Raw genomic sequence first — 23,316 nt, forward strand, 5'->3', positions numbered from 1 at the left:
GGAGCTGAAATCAAAGGAGATTCATCGTGGTAAAACTTTCCTGGCGTAAGGCGGCCCTGATAGCGGCGGTTGTGCCGATGCTGGCGCTGAGTGCCTGTTCAAGTACCGGCGGTAAGTCCGCAGACTCCGGCAACGCGGCCGGGGGCGGCCAGGTGGCCACGACGGAGCGTATAAAGATCGCACTGATCACCCACGCCGCTCCCGGCGACACGTTCTGGGACATTCTCCGCAAAGGTGCCGAAGAAGCGGCCGCGAAGGACAACGTGGAACTGCTCTACACCTCAGATCCCGAAGGCGGCCGACAGGCTCAGCTTATCCAGCAGGCCATTGACCAGAAGGTGGGAGGCATTGCTGTCACCCTGGCCAAGCCGGACGCGCTCAAGGACGTCCTGAAGAAAGCCACTGACGCCGGTATCCCTGTCGTCAGCCTGAACTCCGGTGCGGATGTCTGGAAGCAAGTAGGTGCCTTCACCCACTTCGGCTCGGATGAAAATCTGGCCGGCGCCGCCGTCGGAACGAAGCTCTTGTCGCTCGGAGCCAAGCACCCGATCTGCGTGATTATGGAACAAGGCAACGTCGCACTGGACTCCCGGTGCGCCGGCGTCAAGTCGAAGATCCCGGGAACGGAAAACCTGTTTGTCCAGGGAACCGATATGACCCAGGTTTCATCCACCGTGACCGCAAAGCTCCAGGCCACCCCGGATGCAGACGCCATCATCGGCCTCGGCGCGCCATTCACGTTGACCATAAACAAAGCAGTGGAAGCCTTGGGGCTGCAGAGCAAAGTCAAGGTTGCCTCCTTCGACATGAATGGTGACCTTGCCCAGGCCATCATCGACGGCAAGGTAGCCTTCACGGTTGACCAGCAGCCGTGGCTTCAGGGCTACGGCGCCATCGACGCGCTGTGGCAGGTCAAGCGCGGCGGATACCACGTGGGTGGCGGACTTCCGGTGCTGACCGGTCCGTCGATCATTGATCAGGCAGCGGCTCCTGACGTCCTCAAATTCGCCAAGGAAGGCATCCGCTAAGGATGCTCGAAGCCGGGTTCCGGAGCCCTCGGGGCTCCGGAACCCGCCCTAGCAGGAGTAATCCCATGACCCAGACACTATCCAAGTCCCCCCTCCCCGTGGCCGACGAACGTATCGGCAAACGAAATCCCCTCCAGAAGCTACTCGGCCGCCCGGAGGTCGGCGCCCTGGTGGGCGCAATCGTCCTCTTCATTTTCTTCTCGGTGGTGTCCCAGACGTTCCTGCAGCCGGCGTCGTTCGCGACCGTGCTGTACGGCAGTTCCACCATCGGAATCATGGCCGTCGGGGTCTCTCTGCTGATGATCGGCGGTGAGTTCGATCTCTCCACCGGTGTCGCCGTGATCAGTTCGGCGCTGACGGCGTCGATGTTCAGCTGGTACTTCAGCACCAACGTCTGGGTGGGTGTGGCTCTGGCCTTGCTGGTATCCCTGGCCATTGGTTACATCAATGGCTGGATTCTGATGAAGACCAAGCTACCCAGCTTCATCGTCACCTTGGCCACCTTCCTGATGCTGACCGGCCTGAACCTGGGCCTGACGCGGATGATCGGCGGCGGCGTGTCTTCCCCCTCGATTTCTGAAATGGACGGCTTCGACTCCGCCCGCGCCGTATTCGCGTCTTCAGTGACGATCGCAGGCATCGACGTCAAAATCACGGTCTTCATCTGGATCGCCCTCGTCGCCGTGGCCACCTGGGTGCTCATGCGGACCCGGGTGGGCAACTGGATCTTCGCCGTCGGCGGGGACGAGAACGCAGCCCGCGCCGTGGGCGTCCCGGTCAAGGCCACCAAGATCGGGCTCTTCATGGGAGTGGGTTTCTGCGGCTGGATCCTGGGCATGCACAACCTCTTCGCCTTCGACACCGTGCAGTCCGGTGAAGGTGTGGGCAACGAGTTCCTCTACATCATCGCCGCGGTCATCGGCGGCTGCCTCCTGACCGGCGGCTACGGCTCGGCCATCGGCGGCGCGATCGGCGCGTTCATCTTCGGTATGGCCAACAAGGGCATCGTCTACGCGCAGTGGAACCCGGACTGGTTCAAGTTCTTCCTGGGCCTGATGCTGCTGCTGGCCACCATCGTGAACCTCATCGTCAAACGCCGCGCGGAACTCAAGTAAAGGGGCCGGAGAAATGAATGCCAACGAAATCGACCAGCAAACGCTGCTCCAGAATGAAAAAGATCCCCTCACCCACACGCCCGTCCACCTGCTCTCCCTCGAGGGAGTGGGCAAGCATTACGGCAACATCATCGCCTTGTCCGACGTGACGATGGCCGTGGACAACGGCCGCGTCACCTGCGTCCTGGGCGACAACGGCGCCGGTAAGTCCACCCTGATCAAGATCATCGCCGGCCTGCACCAGCACGACGCCGGGGTCCTGAACATCATGGGCGAGGAACGGAAGTTCACGTCCCCCCGTGACGCCCTCGACGCCGGCATCGCCACGGTCTACCAGGACCTCGCCGTGGTGCCGCTGATGCCGATCTGGCGGAACTTCTTCCTCGGCTCGGAGCTGACCAGCGGCTTTGGCCCGTTCAAGAGCCTGGACGTCGAGAAGATGAAAGCCATCACGCTCAAGGAACTCGCCGAGATGGGCATTGACCTGCGCGATGTGGAGCAGCCCATCGGCCAGCTCTCCGGCGGTGAACGCCAGTGTGTGGCGATCGCCCGCGCCGTGTACTTCGGCGCCAAGGTGCTGATCCTGGACGAGCCGACGGCGGCACTCGGCGTCAAGCAGTCCGGCGTGGTGCTGCGGTACATCCTGCAAGCCCGCGACCGCGGCCTCGGGGTCATTTTCATCACCCACAACCCGCATCACGCATTCCCCGTCGGGGACCGGTTCCTGCTGCTCAAACGCGGCAAGTCGATCGGCTACTACGACAAGAAGGACATCACCCTCGACGAGCTCACCGCCCAGATGGCCGGCGGCGCCGAACTCGCCGAACTCGCGCACGAGCTCGAACAGCTCGGCGGCCACACCGAAGCCCTCAAGGAAGTCAAAGCCGAAGTGGCCGACGTCGCTGACGCCGTCCAGGCCGGCGCCCCAAGACACGCCTAGCCGAGCCGGCCCGCAGGGGCCCTCCGGCGGACTGCCGGCGGGCCCCTGCCTTGCCATGGGGGCAGCCACTAACGACGTACAGAATCACGATGGACAGGACAGGACCAACATGCCGATCAGGGTAGGCGTCATCGGCGCCGGAATCATGGGCGCCGACCACATCAGGAACCTCTCCACCACTATCGGCGGCGCCGAAGTCACCTTTGTGGCAGACCTCGACGCCGGCCGTGCCGCGGCCGCTGCACCGCCAGCCGCCCGCATCACCACCGATCCCTCCGAGCTGATCAACTCCAGCGAGGTGGACGCCGTCGTGGTTGCCTCGCACGATTCCACGCACGCCGGGCTGGTGCTGGAATGCTTCGAGGCAACGACCCCGGTGTTGTGCGAAAAGCCGCTGGCACCCACCCTCCTGGAAAGCCTTGAGGTGGTAGCGGCGGACGCCGATATTGTGGCCGCCACTGGAGCGTCCCTGCTCTCACTGGGCTTTATGCGGCGCTTCGACCCGGGCTACGTTGCTCTGCGGCAGGCCGTGCAGGACCGGGCTCAGGGCGAGCCCCTGCTGGTCCACTGCATCAGCCGTAACGCCGCAGCGGGCCCCGGCACTACCTCGGAATCGGCCATCACCAATTCGGCCATCCACGAGCTGGACATCATCCCTTGGTTGCTGGACTCTCCCATCATGGAGGTGTCATGGCAGGCCGGGCGGAGCTCACGCCATGCCGACGGCGGGCTGCGGGACCCCGCCTTTATGATGCTCCGCACCGCCGACGGCACGGTGACCACGCTGGAGCTGTTCCTGAATGCCCAGTACGGCTACACCACGCGCTGCGAGGTTGTCTCAGAACGAGGCACCACCGGCCTGAATGATTTCGCACTGCTGGGCGTCCAGCAGGCGGGCCTCAGCCAGACGGCAATACCCGCAGACTGGCGCCCGCGCTTCGCCGACGCGTACCGGCTGCAGCTTCAGGTCTGGATCTCGGCATTGGCCCAGGGGGAACAACCACCCCTGGCCGGGGCACAGGATGGCCTCAACGCCTCGCTCGTGGCCCAGGCCATGATCCAGTCCCTGCACAGCGACGGCGCCTACACGAAAGTGAGCTACTCGTGAGCTTTTCCGCCCTGCCGGTCTCCCGCGTGCCCGGTCCGCGGGATGCGCCGGTGCTGCGCTGGGGGATCATGGGGCCGGGCTGGATTGCCGAACGCTTCACCGAATCCGTCCAGGCGCACACGGACCAGGTGATCACCGCCGTCGGGTCCCGTTCGCTCAGCCGGTCCAAGGCATTCGCGGACGCCTTCGACGTGCCCGCGGCCTACGGCAGCTACGAGGAGCTGGCCGCCGCCCCGGACATCGACATCGTCTACGTCTGCACGGCACACAACTTCCACCACCAGGCCGCGGTGCTCGCCCTCGACGCCGGCAAACACGTTCTGGTCGAGAAGCCGATCGGCCTCAACGCGGCGCAGGCCCGGGACATCGCCAAACGGGCCGAAGCCGCCGGGGTGTTCGCCGCCGAGGCCATGTGGAGTTTCTTCCTGCCCAAGTTCGACGTGATCCGGCAGATCCTCGACGCCGGGACCCTGGGCACCGTCACCACGGTTTTCGCCGAATACGGCGAACACTTCGAACGCGGCCACAGGATCTTCGATCCTGCGCTGGCCGGCGGCCCGCTGCTGGACCTCGGCACGTACCCGCTGGCCCTAATCACCGAGGTACTGGGCCTGCCGGAAGAGCTGCATGCCATCGGCCAGCCCCACGAATCCGGGGTCAACGCCCAGCTGTCCGCGATCATGCAGTTCGCCGGCGGCGCGCAGGCCGTGGTGAACACCCACCTGCACAACTTCACGCCCACTTCGGCCACGATCGTCGGTTCGAAGGCCACGCTGACTTTCGACGGTCCCTTCAACATGCCCGGTGGCTTCGAGGTCCGTTTCCCGGACGGGGCCCGGCTGCGCTATGAGGAACCGGCCGGCGGCCACTTCGAGGGACTGCACTACGAAGCGGCGGCCGTGGCCCGTGCCGTGGCCGCCGGGCAGGCGCAGGCCGGCCAGCGGACCCTGGCAGCGTCCATCCGCACCTTGGACGTGGCCGACGAGATCCGCCGCCAGCTGGGAGTGGTGTTCCCAGGCGAAGAGACGTCGGCGGACGAGGACGCGGCACGGCTCTGATTCATTTTTGTTTTGACCATCGAAAGGACGGGCCAATGGCCTACATCGAACAGCACTCCGCAGGACTCTCGGCACCCGTGAAGGTCGGGCTCATCGGCTCCGGCTGGATGGGGGCGTTTCATGCCGAAAGCATCGCCCGCCGCGTCCCGGGCGCTATCCTGGCGGCCATCGCCGACCCCAATGTGGAATCCGCCCAGGCCCTGGCCCAATCGCTGGGCACCGCAAAGGTCACTGCCGACGCCGCGGACATCCTGGCCGATCCGGAGATCGACGCCGTGGTGATCGCGAGCCCGGCCCGTTTCCACTCGGCCCTGATTACACAGGCCGCCGCCGCGGGCAAGCACGTCTTCTGCGAGAAGCCCGCGGGCCAGGGCCTGGAAGAGCTCGACGCCGCGCTGGCCGCCGTTGAGAAAGCCGGGGTGCATTTCCAGATCGGTTTCAACCGGCGCTACGCGGATGACTTCCAGGCCGCCAAGAAAGACCTTGCGGCCGGCATCGCCGGCCAGCCGCAGCTCCTGCGCTCGCTGACCCGCGATCCGGGCAACGGCAGCATCCCGAATGCGGCCAGGGTCCCCGCGTGGACGGTCTTCCTGGAAACCTTGATTCACGATTTCGACACCCTGAACTGGTTCAACGAAGGCGCCGAGCCGGTGGAGGTCTATGCTGTGGCCGACGCCCTCGTGGAACCGGAACTCCGCGATCAGGGTTTCCTGGACACCGCGGTGGTGACTATCCGCTACAACAACGGCGCCATCGCCGTGGCGGAAGCAAACTTCAGTGCCCTCTATGGCTACGACATCCGCGGAGAGGTCTTCGGTTCCAAGGGCATGGTCCAGGCCGGCCGTGCCACCGAGACGGCGGCCCGGCGTTACACGGCGGAGGGAATGTCCGCGGACACGCCGCGCCTCAACGTGGAACTCTTCCGGCAGGCCTATACGGACGAACTCGCCGATTTCGCCGCCACGGTTCGCGCGCAGCGGGACGGCACCCCGCCGCCGTCGGGCGCATTCACCCTCACCCCCGGGGCCGCAGACGCACGCCGCGCGCTGGCCATGGCACTGGCGTGCATCGAATCGGTCAAACAGGGCGGTCCGGTGGCTGTGGCTGCTGCCCCGGTGGCGCTCCGCGACGACGCCCGGGCCGGCGTCTGATGCGGCTGGCCGTCTGCGCGGAAATGGTCTTCACCGACCGGCCGTTTGTGGAACGGGTGCAGCGGATCCACGACGCCGGATTCGACGTCGAGATGTGGGACGCCAGGGGCAAAGACCTGGCCGCGCTCAAGGCCACGGGCGCGGTGTTCTCCTCCATGACCGGGTACACCTCCGGAAGCGTGGTGGACCCCGACACGGCCGACGACGTGGTGCGGACGGCCGAGTCGCTGATCCCGACCGCCCTGGAACTCGGCGTCAGCCGCATGGTGGTGCACTCCGCGGAGCTCATCGATGGCCAGGCGGCCCGCCCCCTCTACCGGTCCACCGGCCGCATGTGGAGCACCGGGGCGCGGACCCTGGAACGGCTCGGCAACTTGGGGGAGAGGTATGGGGTGACCTTCTGCCTGGAGAACCTCAATACGATCCTGGACCACCCCGGCATCCCGCTCGCCCGGGCCAAGGACACCCTGGCGCTTGTGGAAGCAGCCGGGCACCCCAACGTGAAGCTGATGCTGGACCTTTACCACGCACAGCTGGGCGAGGGGAACCTTATCGAGCTTGTCCGGACCGCACTGCCGCACATCGGCGAAGTCCAGGTGGCCGACGTACCGGGCCGCTGCGAGCCCGGAACCGGGGAGATCAACTACCCGGCCGTGGCCAGGGCGCTCACGGACGCAGGCTACGAGGGAACCGTGGGTATGGAAGCCTGGGCCAGCGGTGACGACGAGGAAGCCCTTGCGGCCTTCCGGGCGGCGTTCACGGTGCAGGCCACTACAACTTTTTCGAAGGAAGGAACACTATGAAGGATGTCATTCTCGGTCTGGTCGGAGTGGGGCGCATCGGCGTGATGCATGCCAACAATATCGCCGCGCTCAACGAAGTTCTCAACCCGGAGGGCGTTAACGTCAAGCTGCTGCTCACCGACGTGGCCGTGGACCACGCCAGGGGGATTGCTGCCGGCCTCGGTGCCGGCTTCCTGCCCTCGGTGACGGAGCTCATCGCCGCCGGTGTGGACGGACTGGTCATCGCCACAGGGACCGGAACCCACCCCGAGCTGATCAAGGCCGGCGTGGACGCCGGAATCCCGGTCTTCTGCGAAAAGCCCGTGGCCATGAACGTGGCGGACGCCCTGCCGGTGCTGGACTACATCCGCGACAACAACGGCGTGGTGCAGATCGGCCACCAGCGCCGCTTTGACCACGGCTACCTCGAAGCCAAGCGCGCCTACCAGGCGGGCGAGCTGGGCTGGATCCACTCCCTGCGCGCCGTCACCTGCGATATGGCGCCGCCGCCTGTGGAGTTCCTCGCCAGCTCCGGGGGACTGTTCCGCGACTGCTCCGTCCACGATTTCGACATCCTCCGCTGGCTGACCGGCCGCGAGATCGTGGAGGTCTACGCAAAGGGCTCCAACAACGGAGACCCGGCCATTGGTGCGGTGGGCGACGTGGATACGGCGCTGGCACTGGTCACGTTCGACGACGGCACGGTCGGTACCGTGTCAGCTACCCGCTACAACGGGGCCGGCCACGACGTCCGCCTGGAAATCCAGGGCTCCAGCCGTTCGCTGATGGTTGGGCTCGATGAGCAAACGGCCATGGCGTCGGCCGAAGCGGGGGTCGATTTCCCCGCCGGGGAACCCCACCGGACCTTCGCCGAGCGCTTTGACCAGGCGTACCGATCCGAGATGGCAGCGTTTGTGGAGCTGATCCTGGGCCGGCGGGAGAATCCCTGCACCCCGGAGGACGCGGTGGCGGCTTCCCGCGTGGCTGACGCGGCCCAGGAATCGCTGGCGACGGGCGTCCCGGTCAAGGTTGCCATCAGCGTGGCCCGTTGACCAGACCCGTTGCCATGAAAAATGCCCCTCCGGAATCTGTTCCGGAGGGGCATTTTCTTAATTTTTACGCGCCGAACGGCAGCCGGGGATCGACGTCCTGCCCGTCCCAGCTTTGGCGGACCCAGCCGTGGTGCGGGTCGTCGCTGATGAGCCATTCGCGGACGGGGCCTGGGCCGGCCATCACGTTCAGGTAGTAGAGGTCGTAGCCCGGGGCTGCCATGGCGGGGCCGTGCCAGCCGTAGGGGACGAGAACAACGTCGCCCGTGCGGACCTCGGCTGCCACGTCGATGGGCCGCTCATCCGAGGCGTAGACGCGCTGGTATCCGATTGCATCTGCATGGGCAGGGTCGGGTGCGCCGGAACCGGCAGTCACCTGCGTTTCGAAGTAGTAGATCTCCTCGAGGTTAGTTTCGCCGTCCTTCTCCTCGTCATGCTTATGCGGAGGGTAGGAGGACCAGTTTCCGGCGGGCGTGAGGACTTCGCACACGATGAAACGGTCAGCCTCGAGGGCCGCTGGCGTACCGAAATTGTGGACCTGGCGGGAGCAGTTGCCGGCCCCGCGCAGTTCCACGGGCGTCTCCGCGGCCGTAACCAGGCGGGTGGGATAGGAGGCTTTCGCCGGCGCGGTGGCGACCGCCACCCGTCCGCCGTCGGACGAGCTGATGGTGACGGCGCGGCCCGTTCCCGAATACAGCACATCGCTGGGGCCGTGAAACACGGACGCCCGCCCCTTCAGGACATAGTCTTCACCGTCCACGGAGACGGTGAAGGAGCCGTTGAGGGGAACCACTATCCGCTCCTCATCCGCTGCCGGGAGAACGACGGCGGCACTTGCGGTCAAGGTGGCCACCTTCAGGCCCGTATGGGCCCAGCCGTCCACGGCCACGGATGAATCGGAGGTTCCGAGCGAGATGTCCCAAGCGCCGTCGGCGGCGCTGCCCAGGGGGTAGACCCAGTTAGTCATTGATGTATTCCTTGCGCTATCGCTGTACGAGTGTCATTTCAAAGCTGTACGAATCCGCCCGGTACACGTGGTGTCCGGTTTCCACCCGGCGGCCGGCGTCGTCTGTCGCGGTGCGCTCCATGGTGACCAGGGCGGAATTGACCTCGGCCTCAAGCATGCCCGCCTGATAGTCGTTGGCGATCATGGCGCCGATGCGTTGCGAGGCGAGGCGGAAGTTGACTCCTCCGCGGCGGAGAATGGCGTAGAGGCCCTCAGAGGCAAGCATGGCTTCGTCCATGGTGGCGATGTCGTCCCGGACCCAGTTCTCCATCAGGGCCAGGGGCTTGCCGCCCACTTTCCGCAAGCGCGTGAAGTGGTACACCTTGGAGCCGGCAGGCAGCTCGAGGGTGGCGAGCGTCGCCGCGTCGGCCTCCATATGGGAGAAGGTCAGCACCTGGGTGGTGGGCTTCTTGCCGTTGTTGGAGAGGTCATCAAACAGGCTGGAGAGTTCCAGGGGGCGGCGGACCTGGCTGGAGACCACCTGCGTGCCCACGCCGCGTTTGCGGACCAGCAGCCCCGAGCGGACCAGTTCATCCATGGCTTTGCGCATGGTGGGCCGGGAGAGGTTCAGCTGGGCCGCCAGATCGATTTCGTTCTCCAGCCTGCTGCCGGGTTCCAGGATTCCGCTGTGGATGGCGGCCTCGATGCCCTGGACCACCTGGTGATACAGGGGTACGGGCGAGGAGCGGTCGATGATGAGACCCAGTTGATTCGCCACTAGATATTCCTCGTTCCATGCCGGAAGCTGGTGCCCGCCCGGGGCTCGGAAGGGTATCCATGTCCTAGTATGTTCGCTTGATAGGACATACTGCCTTTGTCGATAATATCAGCCGAAGTTCGGCGGTCAAGGCTGCCACTGGTGGGCGGCCCTCCATTCGTGCCCGTGGTCCTAGGCTGGGGGGATGAACAACCGATACCTCGTGTCCCGCGAACGCTTCATCGCCGCTCCGCCCGAAGCGATTTTTGAAATCCTGGCCAGACCGGCGCTGCACAGCGCGATCGACGGTTCCGGCACAGTGAAGGGCGCTCAGCCGCGCGGCCCTGAACGGCTGAGCCTCGGAGCCCGCTTCGGCATGGAAATGAACATGGCGGTGGACTACAAAATACTGAACACGGTCTCCGAGTTCGAGGAAGGCCGGCGCATCGCCTGGCGCCATTTCTACGGCCACGTCTGGCGTTACATCCTCGAACCTGCCACCGGCGCCGACGGTGCTGCCGGCACACGCGTCACCGAACAATGGGACGCCACTGCGGTCCGCGGCAAGATTTTCCTTCGGCTGGCAGGTTACCTGCGCCGCCACCCCGTCAGCATTGAAAAGACGCTGGTCCGGCTGGAAGAGCACGTCACCGGCACGGCCGGTGCTGCCCGTTAGGTACGCGGCGTGAACCCCTCCGGCGGCCTGGTCCCCAGCCCGCGGACCCTAGAGGTTGAGAGCCTGGACGCCTTCGACCGGCTGGTCGCTGCCGGCGCGGTGGCCATGCATGGCTGGCACGCCCAGTCCCTGGATCTGCGCGGCCGGAACGCGGCGCTGGAAACCCTGGACGTGGAAGGTGCCATTTTCCTCGGGTGTACCTTTGACCAGGGCGTCGAAGAGGGGCTTCGCCGCCGTGGCGCCCTGATCTTCCCCAAGCTGCAGGGTGTGCCATTCGATCCCTACCGGGCCCGGCTCTACACGCCGCAGGAACTGTATGCGGGCCTGGACAGCTCGCCTTATGAGGAGCTGCCTGACGCCCTCGTGTACCAGTGGAGCATCAGCCCGGAGCAGCGCAACCGGCTGGACGCCACCCTGGCCTCGGCACTGCATGACCACGCCATCGGCGACGCCCTGGACGAGTTCATGCACTCGGAGCTCCACGCCGGCGGCACTACCGTGGGCGTGATGGGCGGCCATGCCGCCCAGCGCGGCACCCCGGACTTCGCCCAGGCAGCCGAGCTGGGCAGGCGCCTGGCACAGGCCGGGCGGATGGTGGCTACCGGCGGCGGCCCTGGTGCCATGGAAGCGGCCAACCTCGGCGCGTACCTCAGCCACGTTCCGCACGCGGAGTTCACGACGGCCATCGCCGGACTTGGATCCGTTCCCGGCTTCCGCCCCTCGGTGTCCGCGTGGGCACGCGAGGCAGCCGCCGTCGTCGAACGTTATCCGGGCGGAACGCCGTCGCTGGGCATCCCCACCTGGTTCTACGGGCATGAGCCGCCCAACTACTTTGCCACCCACATCGCCAAGTACTTCGCCAACGCCGTCCGGGAGGCGATCCTGCTGGAACTGTGCGACGGCGGCATCATCTTCTTGCCGGGAGCGGCCGGGACCGTACAGGAAATCTTCCAGGACGCCTGCGAGAACTACTACAGCGCCCGCGAAGCCGTGACGCCGATGGTGCTGGTGGGACGGCAGCACTGGGAGCACGAGTATCCCGCGTGGCCCCTGCTCAAACGGCTTGCCGCTGGACGGGCCATGGAGGACCGGATTTTCCTGGTGGACAGTGTGGACGAGGCGCTCGCAGTGCTGGGCGGCTAGCTAGGGGCTAGTCACCAATCCCTCCCAGGCCACGGTCCAGTTGGACGGGAACCCCGGGGCGTGCCGGTCCGGTCCGTTGTCCCATCCGGCGGCCATCAACGCGGCGGCCGCCAGTAGTCCGCCGTTGCCGGGCAGGTAGACCGGCAAGGAGTCCGTCTGGCGATTGTGTCCGTTGGGCAGCACGGTATTCTTTCCCGCGTCCAGCAGCAGTGCGTTGACGGCAGCCTCAGGGTCTTCGAGGCGCGCGGCAGTCATGGCCATCACCGGATAGTCCCAGCCCCACGTGCTGTCCCAATCCCAATCAGCCAGGACGTCCGTGAGCGTTGCCCGCATGATGTCCTTATCGATCAGGTCTGTCTGCGGCAGGACGCCGAGGGCACACAGCATCGAGGGGTGGTCAGTGCGGATAGTGAAAGGTTCAACATCGATCGCGGCGTAGACGCCGTCAATCACGCGCGGCCGGACCAGGCCATCGGCTACCTCCGACCATGCCCCGACGGGTTCCAATCCCAACCGTTCACGCCACGCAGCCGCGATCCGGAGACCCCACTGCCAGTACGCCAACTCGAACGTAGGATTCGTGACCGTGCTCCGGATGGAACCGTAGCTTTCCTGCGCAGGAATCAGGGGCGGTCCCAGCTCGAATCCGCGTGCGGTGGGATGCGCAAAGCTGGCCATGAATTCGGCGGACTCGAAGACGATTCCGGCGAACTCCTCCAGCACATCCCGGCTCGGGTTGGCCCGGTACACCAGCTCGGCCAAGTGGATGGGGTGCGGCTGCTGCCAGATGAGGAACGTCCCGATGGGGCTGGGGCTTTCCCTGCCATCCGGGCCCACTTGCTTTGGCCAGCGCACGCCGTCGAAGCCCTGCGCCTTGGCTGTTTGACGCGAGGTTTCCAGCGCTGTGGCGTACCACCGCAACGATGGCAGCAGGAGCTCCATACGGTTCCAGTGGGCAAAATGTGCAGCGTGCCACCAGTGCATTTCAAGATGGAAGCGGCCACGCCAGGAATTGCACACGAGTCCCGTTTCCTGCGGGGGTAACGATCCGGAGCAGTTGATGGCCGTCAAGTACTGCGACAGGACTATCCGGCGCTCCAGCTCCTTCGCGCGGGCATCGTCGGTCGCGTTGAGCTCGATAGCACCGCCCGAGGACCAGAACTCCTGCCAAGAGCCCTCAGAGACGGCGGCAACTCTGCTGCCTGCAGGGACGAAGGCTGCGGAAAGCCCGACGGCGGTGCTGGCTTCTGAGCCCCGGCTTGGCGTGGTTTCCTCCCGTGTCAGCCTGTTGTCACCCCGGGGGACGCAGTCGCCGTCTCCGGCGGAGATGAAGGCAATGGACAAATCGAGAACCGCGGGGGTAGCCTGTCCCGCCCTGTTTTCGGGGGCTATCCGGAAGCGGTGCTGTTCGGTCTGTTCAACATTCAGGTTCTTCCCTGTGATCACCACCTGGTAGCGGGAGCGGTCCAACTCGCGGCGGACGGTCCAGCTGGTGGATCCGGCATGCAGCTTGGAAGGTTCCTGCTCCCCAAGCGAGGTGGTGTGGGCGTCAGGATTGTGCCAGTCGGCGGCGTCGTGCCAGGCCTCTGACCCATACGGAAAGCCGATGCCAATCACCAGGCCCGTCCCCAGGGCGGGCGACTCCACGCGAAGGCCGATTTCGTCCTGGCCGGGGTGGCACGCGGTGGTGACCGTCACCGGCTGGCCCGCCAGCGTGAAGCGGCTGGTCACCGCGCCCGTCCAGAGATCGAGGATTTGCTCTGTGCCGGACACGTCGGCTTCGGAGATTGCCCGCTCGGCTCCGTTCTCCACCAGGCGGAAGCCAACGCGGCCCAAATCGAGGCGGTGCGGGTTTGACCGCAGCCACGTTTCGGCCCGGGAGGTGTCGGTCTCGCGGTCGTTGACGATGTTGCCCACCATGTCAACGTATGGAACCGGTCCGCGGGGTGAATCGTAGAGCACCGTGGAACCAGCGAGCTCATAGGTGTCGGCCGGCGGTACGGCGTGCCAGCCCCATTGGGCCTGTGTGCCGAGGAGGGTTCCCGGCGGCAGGTCATCGCGCGCGCCAACAGGGTAGGCCTCAGGCATTGTTTGGAGCCCGGTGAGATCCATAGTGAAGGCGAACTCGCCGTTGCCCACGGATACAGGGCTTCTGGGATCAAGGATCTGCTGCCGGACATTGTGCCGCCGGACCAGTTCTTCCCTGTTGATGGTGCTGGCGTTGATGTCGGTGCCAGGGGCAGGGAGTGCCGAACGATGGGTGGTGCTTTGGCTGTGCACGATGCACGCCCTCCTGATGCTGTCTGCTTTGACTGCTGCTGGGGATAATCCGGTCTTAGGAGTCTCGGTTGCGGCCGTACGGAAAGCCATCGCGTCAAAGGAGGCGGGCCTAAGAAACCGCTTTCCGAAACGATTCAATCCTCGTGCTGTCGCCGGGTTGTGTCAACCCCTGGCCATTCATGGCCGAATCGTCGGAGTCTTCTTGGGAGCCCACCGCGCTGCGCCCGTCGGGGCTGAGGCGTCGGGCCATCATGGCGCCGTCGTGGACTTGTTTCCGTTGGCAGGTCGCCAAGCGGCTGGCCAGCGGAGAACCCTTGACGCTGTAACCGCCCTTTGATACGTTTCAGGAAACCGCTTTCTCAGATGGAAGAAGCCTACCCAGTGACGCGTATCGCTATCCGAAGCCTCCGTAAAACAATCGCAGTACTTTCGGCGGTGAGCTTGCTCGGTGTGGCCGCAGCTTGTTCCAGCCCGTCCGCCAACCAGCCACAGGACGGCCCCGTCGAGATCCGATTCTCCTGGTGGGGTAACGCTGGCCGCGCCGAGTCGACCAACAAGGCCATCAAGGAATTCGAGGCCGCCAACCCCAACATCAAGGTCAAGCCTGAGTACGGCGATATTGGTGGCTACTTCGACAAGCTGGCCACCCAGATGGCCGCCAACGACGCCCCCGATGTCATCACCATGGGCGGCGCATACCCTGCCGAATACGCCAACCGAGGCGCACTGCTAGACCTGTCAAAGGTGGACGGCCCGCTGGACTTGTCCAAACTGGACCAAGGAGCCTTGGAAAACGGACAAGTCCAGGGCAAGCAGTACGGTGTGTCAACCGGTGCCAATGCCCTTGCGATAGTCGTGAACCCCGCCGTCTTCCAGGCAGCCGGCATTGCACTGCCCGACGACAGCAAGTGGACCTGGGACGACTTCGCCAATATTGCGGGTGACGTAACCGCCAAGAGTCCCAAAGGCACCTACGGAACGGCAACAGTCCTCACCCATGATTCCTTGGACGCCTTCGCCCGCCAGCGCGGCGAGTCCCTGTATACCAAGGACGGCCAGCTCGGTCTAAGCAAGGAATCGGTGGAGGACTACTTCGACTTCTCCCTGAAGCTGAGCGAGTCGGGGGCCGCGCCGAGTGCTTCCGAGACTGTGGAGAAGCTCAGCGTCAGCACTGAGCAGACGCTCATGGGCATGGGCCAGGCCGGCATGATGCTCACCTGGAGCAACTCACTGTCCGCTCTCAGCAAGGCCTCGGGAGCGGAGTTGAAGCTACTCAAGCTCCCCGGGGAAACCCCTACACCTGGGATCTGGCTCCAGTCTTCGCAGTTTTACACCATTTCCGCGCGCAGCAAGCACACCGATGCCGCCGCAAAGCTGGTGAACTTCCTCGTCAACAACGAGGCCGCGGCCAAGACCATCCAGAGCGACCGCGGTGTCCCCAGCAACGCAGGCCTGCGGACCGCCATCCAGGACATGCTGACGCCGCAGGGCAAAGTTGAAGCCGCCTACGTCGACCAGATCGGCAAAATGGAGTTCGCACCCACCTTCATCGGTCCCACCGGTTCAACCGCGGTCTCCGAGATCACGGCCCGCGTCAACACCGATGTGCTGTTCAAACGGCTTACGCCGGAGAAGGCGGCCGAGCAGTGGATCAGTGAAAGCAAGGCGGCCATCGGCAAATAGGCAACAGCCAGGCGCGCCATGCGAATGGTGCCGTGCGATGTTTCTGCTAGCCCACCACAGTGCCGAAGGCCAGCCCCAGCACGTAGGTGACGGCGGCGGCGCCCAGTCCGATGCCCAGCTGGCGTAGCCCGCGCGTCAGGGGCGACGTCCCGGACAGCAGGCCCACGATTCCGCCGGTGGCCAGCAGCGCCAGCCCCACCAGCACTGCGGCCACCACCAGGGCGGCCATGCCGGTCAGGCCGAACAGGAACGGCAGGATGGGGACCACGGCGCCGGACGCGAAAAAGCAGAAGCTGGACATTGCCGCCCCCCACGCGGTGCCTACGGCCTCGTGCTGGTCCTCCGGCTCCGGCAATTCGGGCTGCAGCGACAAGCTGGGATCGCAGTCGCAACTCAGCAGGCCCATGCGCTCGGCCACGCGATGCTCGGCTGCTTCGTGGGACATACCGCGTGCCAGGTAGACGAGCATCAGTTCGTTGTGTTCGATGTCCAGTTTCGGGGCGGCGGCGAGGGTGATCTGGGTGGGGCGGGTGGCGGCCAGGAGCTCGCGCTGGGACCGGACGGAGACAAACTCGCCCGCGGCCATGGACATGGCGCCGGCGAGGAGCCCTGCCACACCGCTGAGCAGCACCACGCCACTCGCCACTCCGGAAGCAGCCATGCCCACCACCAGTGAGAGGTTGCTGACCAGGCCATCGTTGGCGCCAAAAACGGCGGCGCGGAAGGTTCCGGCGAGCCGGTTGCGGCCACGCGTTGCCAGGCCGCGGACCACTTCCTCATGGATCTGCTCGTCCGCTGCCATGGCTTCCGTGGCGTTGGGATCCAGGGCGTAGGGGGAGCGGCCTTCGGCGCGCTGGGCGAGGGCCAGGACAAAAACGGACCCGAAGTGGCGGGCCAGGAAACCCAGGAACTGGCTGCGGAGCGATGCCGGCCGGGACTTTTGGGCGTGGTCGCCGAGGAGCCGCAGCCAGTGGGCCTCGTGCCGCCCTTCGGCTTCGGCGAGGGCAAGCAGGATGGCGCGCTCCTCGCCGTCGCGGTTCTGGGCGAGATCGCGGTAGACGGCGGCCTCTGCCCGTTCGTCCGCCAGGTACTGGCGCCACTTGCGGAGGTCGGCCGGGGAGGGCTGCGGCGCGGACGGACTGGTTTCCGCGGGCCTGGCTTGGTGGGTATTGGGGTGCTGAGACACGCAAGGCTCCTGTGCTGGATGGGGAAGGTTCGGCCCCATTGCACCGCCCAGCTTACCGCGGAATGACGCGGATTTTCGGCTGGCTGACCTCACTGCGGAGTTTAGGTTTCCCTCAAAATATGGAGGTCCGCCAGGTGGGCCCGGCCTGGTTGCTGGGGCTCTTGACCGGGCCCACGGGCGGTGCTGTGATGAAGGAGTGGCGTCCGCCCGCGCCCACTCACGAAGCACGTCAAGAAAGCACGTCGAGGCTAACAAACGGAGGTCGAATCATGAGTACCACCGGACAGCACCCGGACATGCCGCACCTGGAATCCGTTGAAGCGGATCCTGCCTATGACTACGCCGAGGACGTCCCTATCAGCGTGGACGACTGGGACGCCGAAGAAGCGGTGGTTCCCACGCCCCCGGTAGCAGTCGACGCCGAGGAGCGCTTGGTCCCACTCGATGAGGACGAGTTCCGCGGAACGGAATGAAACGAACGACGGCGGCACTCCGGTTCGCCGGGGAAGCGAAGGGGAGTGCCGCCGTCGTACTCTGCGGTGATTGAGCCTTTATCTCCGGTGATTCGAGCCTCTCCGGTGATCGAGGCTGTCGAGATCCCTAGGGGGTCCGGTGGCTGGCGACCGGGTGGGCCTCCATGGGCAACTCGTCGGTGACCGCTCCCGCCACCCGCTTGTCCCAGGCCGCACGGACCTCGGGGTCCGTGGGAGGCGTGAGCAGCGAGATCACGATGTAGGAAACCAGTGACGCGCCCAGGCCCCAGTAGATGGGATCGTTGGCGTAAACGCCGTCTTCGCTGGGAATGATTCCCGTGGCGTACGCGATCAGCAGTGCCAGGGTCAGCACCGAGCCGACGGCCATGGACCAGGCCGCTGCGATGCCGGTGCCGCGCTTCCAGACCAGGCCGCCGAGGATGGCCACCAGCAGGCCGCCCACCAGGATGTCGTAGGCGATGGTGAGTGCCACCACGACGTCCTGCGCCGCCATGGAGATCAGCACGGCAACGACGCCCAGGCCCAGGACCCAGAAACGGTTGGCCCTGACGTCGTGCTCGGGGTTTTCGGTGTCGTCGGTGTTGATCGTCTTGCCGAACCAGCTGGCCACGAACGGCACCACATCGGCACGGGCCACCGTGGCGGCCGCGATCAGGGCGCCGGAGGCGGTGGACATCATAGCTGCGACTGCGGCGGCCATGACCAAGCCGCCGATGCCGATCGGCAGGATCTGGGTAGCGACCTCGGCGTAAACAACGTCCTTACCAAGGTTGGCGACGTCGATGTCGGGCAGGGCCACGCGGGCGGCCAGGCCGATCAGGGCGCCGGCGACGCCGTACAGGATGCAGTAGACGCCTGCGGTGGCGCCGCCCCAACGGGCCACGGTGGGAGTCTTCGCGGTGAAGACGCGCTGCCAGATGTCCTGGCCGATGAGCAGGCCCAGGGTGTAGACCACGAAGTACGTGATGATGGTCTGAATCCCGATGCCATCGAGCTGGAAGAAACTGGCGTCAACGCGGGCGCGGATTCCGTCGAAACCGCCGGCAGCGTTGAGGACGAATGGGAGCATCAGGAAGAAGATGCCGACCGTCTTGATGATGAACTGCACCTGGTCGGCCAGGGTGATGGACCACATGCCGCCGATGGTGGAGTAGACCAGGACGATGGCGCCGCCGACGGCGATGGCGAGCCAGCGCTCCCAGTCGAACAGGACCACGAAGATGGTGGCGTAGGCGCCTGTGGAGGTGGCACAGAGCATCAGGGTGTAGGCCAGCATAACGATGCCTGAGGTCTGGGTGGCGCGCTGGCCGTAGCGCAGGCTGAGCATCTGGGAGACCGTGTAGATCTTCAGCCGCTGGATGGTGCCGGCGAAGAGCAGGCTCAGGAGGAGCACACCCGCGCCGATGGCCACCACGAGCCACATGCCGGAAATGCCGAACTTGTAGCCCAGGCCGACGCCGCCCACGGTGGAGGCGCCGCCCAAGACGACGGCGGCCATGGTGCCGGTGTAGAGCAGCGGGCCGAGCCGGCGGCCGGCCACCAGGAAGTCGCTGTTGTTCTTGGTGCGGGACTTGCCCCACCAGCCGAAGGCCAGCATGGCGAGGAGGTACACCACCACGATGGCGATGTTGACGAAGTTAGCGTCCATTTGGGGCTCCTTGGAGCTGATCTGCAGCTTGGCTGGTATTCCGGCGGCGCTGCTGGGGAAGCCGGTTTTCCGCTGCTTTTGTTGAGTTGGGAGGAAGAGTTCCTCAAATATTGCCTCAGAGACAACACTTGTTGCCTAAAAGCGTATGCTGTGACCGACGCAACAGTCAAGGTCGCCCGCCCTATCTGTTGTTCGCTGCCGCGTTCGCGGCGTCAGGTCAGCGGTTGGCCATTAGGATTGCTCCAGAGATGGGGCCGCACCGCCGGCCATGAAAGGTCCGCACATGAAGGCACTGCCAGTTGAGCCGAGCAACGTTCCTGTTGCCATCGGTTCCCGAATCCGTGCCGCCCGGCAGTCCCAGCGGCTGACCATCGAGCAGGTTGCGGACGCCACCGGGCTGACCAAAGGCTTCCTCAGCCGCGTGGAACGTGACCTCACATCGCCGTCGGTCGCGTCCCTGGTGACACTCTGTCAAGTCCTGTCCATCTCCATCGGCGATTTGTTCGCTGCCCCGGAAACACACCTGACCAAGCGGAACGACGGCCCCCGGATCTCCCTCGGCGGCCAAGGCATCGTGGAGCGGCTGCTGACGGCCCGTTCCGAACGGCGCATCCAGATCATCCAGGCCGTCATCGAGCCGCATGGCCGCGGCGAGACTGAGTTGTACGCCGTGGACTGTGACGTGGACGTGCTCCATGTGATCAAGGGAAGCATCCGGCTGATCCTGACCAACGAGGAATATGAGCTCAGCACCGGCGATACCGTGACGTTCCCGGGCCGCGAACCGCATACGTGGGTCAATCCCACCGACGAGGCCGTCGAGGTTCTCTGGGTCCTGGTCCCAGCCGCCAGCCGGTAGGCGGGTTTTCCGGGGCGCTGACCATGTCAATCTGATTGGAGCCCACCCCGGACGGTACTCATCTGGTTGCGGACTTTCTTAGCCGGAGCTGATTTGCATGTTCTTCCACCAGTGACCGGTCGTGACGATGCCGATTGCGGAGACCGGGATGCAAAGGAAGAGCTGGAGTGGGTTAACTGTTTCGGCGGCAGCCAGGCCGCCCATGCCCATCCATAGCCCGGGCGCTGCATAGGGAAACCACGCCCCGGCCCCGAACGCCGTGACGACCTGGGTGGTGACGACAAGAAGAACCAGTGCGCCGACGCCGGGAAGATAGCCGCGGGCAACACTGGCTACGACGGCGAGCGGACAAGCCAGCAGGGCTGCCAGGGCACCGCCGCACCATGCCTGGCCTGCGGCCACCAAGTCCTCAGGGCCTGGCGCGCCCAGTCCGATGACGGCACCGGCAAAAAAGGCGACCGCTACGCTGACCAAGCAGAGCAGCAGGGCCCAGCACAGGGTCACCGTAAACTTCGCGTAGGCAAGTTGCCGCAGGCTGACCGGCAGGGCAAACAGGCAGGCCTGGGTTTTTTCAGTGAACTCGCGGCCGAAGCACCAACACACCACGAAACCGACGCCCATCAGTACACCGACGGACAGAAGCATTCCCACCATCGCCAAATACCCGGCCCAGCCTGCACTTGTCAGCATGGCCGCGGCTTTGAGGCCGATCTGGCTGGACCCGTCGGAGGTCGCGGCGATCATAAAGGCCGCTGCGAGGACCGGCAGGCCCACACCGATCAGGACGGACACCGTCCGCACCACGGGCGCCCGGCGGAATTTCAGGGCCTCGAATTCCCGCGCCTGCCCCGAAGTGCTCTTCATTGCCCTTGTTCCTGTTCGCGCATGTCGGACTGCAGCACAAGGTCAAAGAACCGTCGTTCAAGGTCCACGGTCCCGGGCTGCAGCGAACCGATGATCCTTCCCCGGTGAAGCACGCTGATCGTGTCTGCCATCCGTGCGACTTCATCAAGGTGGTGGCTGGAGACCAGGATGGCGGCGCCCCTGTTCCGGCAAGCCTCCTGGAGCAGCCGGCGGAGGACGATGACACCGCGGGGGTCCAGTGCGTTGGTCGGTTCGTCAAGGACGAGCACGTCCGGTCCATGGACCAGGGCCGCGGCCAGGCCTACGCGCTGCCGGTTTCCCAGTGACAGCGTCCCGGCGCGCCGGGTGGCATATGGCTCCAGGCCCAGATCGGATACTGCCCGTGCCGAGGCGGACCTGGCGGAGTCCCGGTCCATCCCGTGCAACCGGGCGGAGCAGTAGACGTTCTCGCGCGCGGTCAGCTCCGGGTATGCGAAGGGGGTCTCCAGCATCTGCCCGACCCTTGACCATACCTGCGCTCCTGCACCGGATACCGGGAGCCCCGTCAGGTGAGCCGAGCCCCGGTCCGGTTTGAGCATGCCCAGCAGGATCCGCATCAACGTCGTCTTTCCTGCTCCGTTCAGACCCACCAGGGCGTGGATTTCCGACGGCCCCACGTCCAGGGAAACGTCGTCCAGGACGGGGAGTCCGGCCAGGGCTTTCGATACCCGCTCCGCCTTAATGGCCGCTGATGTTTTCATTGGGTACGCCGCATTGTCCTGCCTGAATCGCCCATCAGGTCCAAGGCCGTAGTCATCCGGTCCCGCAGTTCGTGTCCGTCCGGTGCCGATGCCCAATCCAGCAGTGCGGCCGTCAACCCGCCCAGGCAGGCTCCGGCGGCAACCCGCGCTTCAACGCGGCCTACGCCGGTCCCCGTCAGGGCTTCAACGATCAGGTCCTCGGTCCTGCGGTTGTTCGCCCAGATGCCGGCTGTAAGCCGCGTATGGCCTGCTATCAGTCTGATCCTCTCTCTGGTCGCACCGTCTGCGGGGTCGGGCACCGAGCTCCACGCGGCCAGCAGGCCCAGCCGGACACGCTCCAGCGAGGGCAGCCCGGTGTCCTGGGCGGCCACGAGGTCCGCGATCACCGGATCGTAGGGGTCATCAAAGACCACGGCGTCTTTCGTCGGAAAATACCGGAAGAAGGTCATCTGCGAGACACCGGCCGCCCTGGCGATCTGCGCGACGGTTGTCTCGTCGAAACCTTGTTGAACGAATAATGCCATGGCATGCTCCTGCAGGAGCGCCCTGGTGGCAGCAGCTTTCCGCATATCAAGAATGTTAGTCTCTAACATTTTTGCCGGTCAAGAGCTGCGTGCGGGCTTCCTTGGGCCGCGTTCGGGGTTTTTGCTGGTTTCTTGTAAACAACTGATGCGCATAAGAAAACTTCAGGCTATGATGGCTGTCACACCCGCCGATCAATCCTCGAAGGAGAGGCTCATTTTGAAAGAGCTGCGCATCGAAGCCAACGGCAACCTTGGCCCCATCGATTCATCCCGTATCCCGCGCTATGCCGGCGCTGCGACCTACGCCCGCCTGCCACGCCTGGACCAGGTGGCCAAGGCCGACGTGACGGTGGTGGGCGTGCCCTTCGACTCCGGCGTGTCCTACCGCCCGGGTGCCCGTTTCGGCTCCAACCACATCCGCGAGGCCAGCCGCCTGCTCCGCCCGTACAACCCCGCCTGGGACGTCAGTCCGTTTGAAAACATCCAGGTTGCTGATGCCGGTGACATGGCGGTCAACCCCTTCAACATCAACGAAGCCATCGAAACCATCCAGCAGAACGCCCTGGACCTCACCGCGGCCGGCAGCAAGCTGGTGACGCTCGGCGGCGACCACACCATCGCCCTGCCGTTGCTCCGCGCGGCGGCCGAGCGGGCCGGCGGACCCATTGCCATGCTGCACTTTGATGCCCACCTGGACACCTGGGACACCTACTTCGGCGCCGAATACACCCACGGCACCCCGTTCCGCCGGGCCGTTGAAGAAGGCATCCTGGACACCGAGGCCATCAGCCACATCGGCACCCGCGGCCCGCTCTACGGCAAAAAAGACCTCGACGACGACCACCGCTTCGGATTCGGTATCGTCACCTCCGCTGACGTCTACTACCAGGGCGTCCTGGAGACCGTGGCCAAGGTCCGCGACCGGATCGGCAACCGCCCGCTGTACATTTCCGTGGACATCGACGTCCTGGATCCCGCGCATGCGCCCGGTACCGGGACCCCGGAGGCCGGTGGCATCACCAGCCGTGAACTCCTGGAGATCATCCGCGGCTTCCGCGGCATGAACCTGGTAGGCGCCGACGTCGTCGAGGTTGCTCCCGCCTACGACCACGCCGAAATCACCGGTGTGGCAGCCAGCCATGTGGCCTATGAGCTGATTACCCTGATGGCGGACAATGCTGTTGAAGGTGACCGGTTCGGGACCGCCAACGGCTACGCCGCCCAAGCTCTCGGCCAAGAATCCCGCCAACCTGCCGGTTTCGCCGCCGGGACCAAGGAGTAGCCA

22 protein-coding genes are annotated in these 23,316 nt (G+C 65.4%); 14 read left to right on the top strand and 8 right to left on the bottom strand.

Going from position 1 to position 23,316, the window contains the following annotated elements:
- Positions 1–26 precede the first annotated feature (26 nt).
- The 8 genes from ACZY1F_RS04510 to ACZY1F_RS04545 all read left to right on the top strand — a co-directional run bounded on the left by ACZY1F_RS04510 (position 27) and on the right by ACZY1F_RS04545 (position 8,234).
- Positions 27–1,028, top strand: coding sequence for a substrate-binding domain-containing protein (locus ACZY1F_RS04510; RefSeq protein ID WP_463940486.1), 1,002 nt, complete (start codon positions 27–29; stop codon positions 1,026–1,028).
- A 65-nt stretch (positions 1,029–1,093) separates the two neighbouring features.
- Positions 1,094–2,143, top strand: coding sequence for an ABC transporter permease (locus ACZY1F_RS04515; RefSeq protein WP_463940488.1), 1,050 nt, complete (start codon positions 1,094–1,096; stop codon positions 2,141–2,143).
- 13 nt (positions 2,144–2,156) lie between these two features.
- Entirely contained in the window at positions 2,157–3,083 is a 927-nt protein-coding gene (locus tag ACZY1F_RS04520) for an ATP-binding cassette domain-containing protein (RefSeq protein WP_463940489.1), read from the top strand.
- A gap of 109 nt (positions 3,084–3,192) precedes the next feature.
- On the top strand, positions 3,193–4,191 hold the full coding sequence (locus tag ACZY1F_RS04525) for a Gfo/Idh/MocA family oxidoreductase (protein WP_463940490.1): 999 nt from the start codon (positions 3,193–3,195) through the stop codon (positions 4,189–4,191).
- A complete protein-coding gene (locus tag ACZY1F_RS04530; protein ID WP_463940491.1) occupies positions 4,188–5,249 on the top strand; it encodes a Gfo/Idh/MocA family protein in 1,062 nt (353 codons plus the stop codon). The genes ACZY1F_RS04525 and ACZY1F_RS04530 overlap by 4 nt, the downstream gene beginning before the upstream one ends.
- 35 nt (positions 5,250–5,284) lie before the next feature.
- A complete protein-coding gene (locus tag ACZY1F_RS04535) occupies positions 5,285–6,400 on the top strand; it encodes a Gfo/Idh/MocA family oxidoreductase (protein WP_463940492.1) in 1,116 nt (371 codons plus the stop codon).
- Positions 6,400–7,203 (top strand): TIM barrel protein, encoded by an 804-nt coding sequence (locus ACZY1F_RS04540; protein WP_463940493.1) that lies wholly within the window; start codon positions 6,400–6,402, stop codon positions 7,201–7,203. Before ACZY1F_RS04535 ends, ACZY1F_RS04540 begins: the two co-directional genes overlap by 1 nt.
- Positions 7,200–8,234 carry a Gfo/Idh/MocA family oxidoreductase gene (locus ACZY1F_RS04545; RefSeq protein WP_463940494.1) on the top strand — a complete coding sequence of 345 codons (1,035 nt, stop codon included), beginning with the start codon at positions 7,200–7,202 and terminating at the stop codon, positions 8,232–8,234. Before ACZY1F_RS04540 ends, ACZY1F_RS04545 begins: the two co-directional genes overlap by 4 nt.
- A gap of 64 nt (positions 8,235–8,298) precedes the next feature.
- Here the strand turns inward: ACZY1F_RS04545 and iolB are convergent, their stop codons facing one another.
- Together iolB and ACZY1F_RS04555 are read right to left on the bottom strand one after the other, a co-directional pair.
- Positions 8,299–9,198, bottom strand: coding sequence for a 5-deoxy-glucuronate isomerase (gene iolB, locus ACZY1F_RS04550; RefSeq protein WP_463940495.1), 900 nt, complete (start codon positions 9,196–9,198; stop codon positions 8,299–8,301).
- Between the two features lie 16 nt (positions 9,199–9,214).
- Positions 9,215–9,955, bottom strand: a complete 741-nt coding sequence (locus ACZY1F_RS04555) for a GntR family transcriptional regulator (protein ID WP_463940496.1) — start codon at positions 9,953–9,955, stop codon at positions 9,215–9,217.
- 184 nt (positions 9,956–10,139) lie between these two features.
- Between ACZY1F_RS04555 and ACZY1F_RS04560 the strand changes: the two genes are divergently transcribed.
- Together ACZY1F_RS04560 and ACZY1F_RS04565 are read left to right on the top strand one after the other, a co-directional pair.
- Positions 10,140–10,610, top strand: a complete 471-nt coding sequence (locus ACZY1F_RS04560; protein ID WP_463940497.1) for an SRPBCC family protein — start codon at positions 10,140–10,142, stop codon at positions 10,608–10,610.
- Between the two features lie 9 nt (positions 10,611–10,619).
- Positions 10,620–11,753, top strand: a complete 1,134-nt coding sequence (locus ACZY1F_RS04565; protein ID WP_463940498.1) for an LOG family protein — start codon at positions 10,620–10,622, stop codon at positions 11,751–11,753.
- Here ACZY1F_RS04565 and ACZY1F_RS04570 read toward each other — a convergent pair whose 3' ends face one another.
- Positions 11,754–14,033: a hypothetical protein gene (locus ACZY1F_RS04570; protein ID WP_463940499.1), complete on the bottom strand. Its 2,280-nt coding sequence runs from the start codon at positions 14,031–14,033 to the stop codon at positions 11,754–11,756.
- A 381-nt stretch (positions 14,034–14,414) separates the two neighbouring features.
- Here ACZY1F_RS04570 and ACZY1F_RS04575 point away from each other — a divergent pair, with 381 nt between their 5' ends.
- On the top strand, positions 14,415–15,716 hold the full coding sequence (locus tag ACZY1F_RS04575; RefSeq protein WP_463940500.1) for an ABC transporter substrate-binding protein: 1,302 nt from the start codon (positions 14,415–14,417) through the stop codon (positions 15,714–15,716).
- A 46-nt stretch (positions 15,717–15,762) separates the two neighbouring features.
- Here the strand turns inward: ACZY1F_RS04575 and ACZY1F_RS04580 are convergent, their stop codons facing one another.
- On the bottom strand, positions 15,763–16,902 hold the full coding sequence (locus ACZY1F_RS04580; protein ID WP_463940501.1) for a VIT1/CCC1 transporter family protein: 1,140 nt from the start codon (positions 16,900–16,902) through the stop codon (positions 15,763–15,765).
- Positions 16,903–17,171: 269 nt separating this feature from the next.
- Between ACZY1F_RS04580 and ACZY1F_RS04585 the strand changes: the two genes are divergently transcribed.
- Positions 17,172–17,375, top strand: a complete 204-nt coding sequence (locus tag ACZY1F_RS04585) for a hypothetical protein (protein ID WP_463940502.1) — start codon at positions 17,172–17,174, stop codon at positions 17,373–17,375.
- A gap of 127 nt (positions 17,376–17,502) precedes the next feature.
- On the opposite strand, the gene ACZY1F_RS04590 is transcribed toward ACZY1F_RS04585, so the two are convergent.
- Positions 17,503–19,044: a sodium:solute symporter family protein gene (locus tag ACZY1F_RS04590; RefSeq protein ID WP_463940503.1), complete on the bottom strand. Its 1,542-nt coding sequence runs from the start codon at positions 19,042–19,044 to the stop codon at positions 17,503–17,505.
- A gap of 283 nt (positions 19,045–19,327) precedes the next feature.
- Between ACZY1F_RS04590 and ACZY1F_RS04595 the strand changes: the two genes are divergently transcribed.
- Positions 19,328–19,903, top strand: coding sequence for a helix-turn-helix domain-containing protein (locus ACZY1F_RS04595; protein ID WP_463940505.1), 576 nt, complete (start codon positions 19,328–19,330; stop codon positions 19,901–19,903).
- A 78-nt stretch (positions 19,904–19,981) separates the two neighbouring features.
- Here the strand turns inward: ACZY1F_RS04595 and ACZY1F_RS04600 are convergent, their stop codons facing one another.
- The 3 genes from ACZY1F_RS04600 to ACZY1F_RS04610 are packed head-to-tail and all read right to left on the bottom strand — an operon-like array spanning position 19,982 to position 22,031.
- Positions 19,982–20,767: an ABC transporter permease gene (locus tag ACZY1F_RS04600; protein ID WP_463940506.1), complete on the bottom strand. Its 786-nt coding sequence runs from the start codon at positions 20,765–20,767 to the stop codon at positions 19,982–19,984.
- Positions 20,764–21,507 (bottom strand): ABC transporter ATP-binding protein, encoded by a 744-nt coding sequence (locus ACZY1F_RS04605; RefSeq protein WP_463940507.1) that lies wholly within the window; start codon positions 21,505–21,507, stop codon positions 20,764–20,766. The genes ACZY1F_RS04600 and ACZY1F_RS04605 overlap by 4 nt, the downstream gene beginning before the upstream one ends.
- On the bottom strand, positions 21,504–22,031 hold the full coding sequence (locus tag ACZY1F_RS04610; RefSeq protein WP_463940508.1) for a TetR family transcriptional regulator: 528 nt from the start codon (positions 22,029–22,031) through the stop codon (positions 21,504–21,506). Before ACZY1F_RS04610 ends, ACZY1F_RS04605 begins: the two co-directional genes overlap by 4 nt.
- A 217-nt stretch (positions 22,032–22,248) precedes the next feature.
- On the opposite strand from ACZY1F_RS04610, the gene speB reads away from it, so the two are divergent.
- A complete protein-coding gene (speB, locus tag ACZY1F_RS04615; protein WP_463941125.1) occupies positions 22,249–23,313 on the top strand; it encodes an agmatinase in 1,065 nt (354 codons plus the stop codon).
- Positions 23,314–23,316 lie beyond the last annotated feature (3 nt).

The organism is Pseudarthrobacter xylosi, from assembly GCF_055412765.1.

What these genes read in the sequence shown, in the direction of transcription:
- ACZY1F_RS04515 (WP_463940488.1), top strand. Translation starts at nt 1,094, where the DNA reads ATGACCCAGACACTATCCAAGTCCCCCCTCCCCGTGGCCGACGAACGT.
- ACZY1F_RS04520 (WP_463940489.1), top strand. Translation starts at nt 2,157, where the DNA reads ATGAATGCCAACGAAATCGACCAGCAAACGCTGCTCCAGAATGAAAAA.
- ACZY1F_RS04525 (WP_463940490.1), top strand. Translation starts at nt 3,193, where the DNA reads ATGCCGATCAGGGTAGGCGTCATCGGCGCCGGAATCATGGGCGCCGAC.
- ACZY1F_RS04535 (WP_463940492.1), top strand. Translation starts at nt 5,285, where the DNA reads ATGGCCTACATCGAACAGCACTCCGCAGGACTCTCGGCACCCGTGAAG.
- ACZY1F_RS04540 (WP_463940493.1), top strand. Translation starts at nt 6,400, where the DNA reads ATGCGGCTGGCCGTCTGCGCGGAAATGGTCTTCACCGACCGGCCGTTT.
- ACZY1F_RS04545 (WP_463940494.1), top strand. Translation starts at nt 7,200, where the DNA reads ATGAAGGATGTCATTCTCGGTCTGGTCGGAGTGGGGCGCATCGGCGTG.
- iolB (WP_463940495.1), bottom strand. Translation starts at nt 9,198, where the DNA reads ATGACTAACTGGGTCTACCCCCTGGGCAGCGCCGCCGACGGCGCTTGG.
- ACZY1F_RS04560 (WP_463940497.1), top strand. Translation starts at nt 10,140, where the DNA reads ATGAACAACCGATACCTCGTGTCCCGCGAACGCTTCATCGCCGCTCCG.
- ACZY1F_RS04585 (WP_463940502.1), top strand. Translation starts at nt 17,172, where the DNA reads ATGAGTACCACCGGACAGCACCCGGACATGCCGCACCTGGAATCCGTT.
- ACZY1F_RS04590 (WP_463940503.1), bottom strand. Translation starts at nt 19,044, where the DNA reads ATGGACGCTAACTTCGTCAACATCGCCATCGTGGTGGTGTACCTCCTC.
- ACZY1F_RS04595 (WP_463940505.1), top strand. Translation starts at nt 19,328, where the DNA reads ATGAAGGCACTGCCAGTTGAGCCGAGCAACGTTCCTGTTGCCATCGGT.
- ACZY1F_RS04600 (WP_463940506.1), bottom strand. Translation starts at nt 20,767, where the DNA reads ATGAAGAGCACTTCGGGGCAGGCGCGGGAATTCGAGGCCCTGAAATTC.
- ACZY1F_RS04605 (WP_463940507.1), bottom strand. Translation starts at nt 21,507, where the DNA reads ATGAAAACATCAGCGGCCATTAAGGCGGAGCGGGTATCGAAAGCCCTG.
- ACZY1F_RS04610 (WP_463940508.1), bottom strand. Translation starts at nt 22,031, where the DNA reads ATGGCATTATTCGTTCAACAAGGTTTCGACGAGACAACCGTCGCGCAG.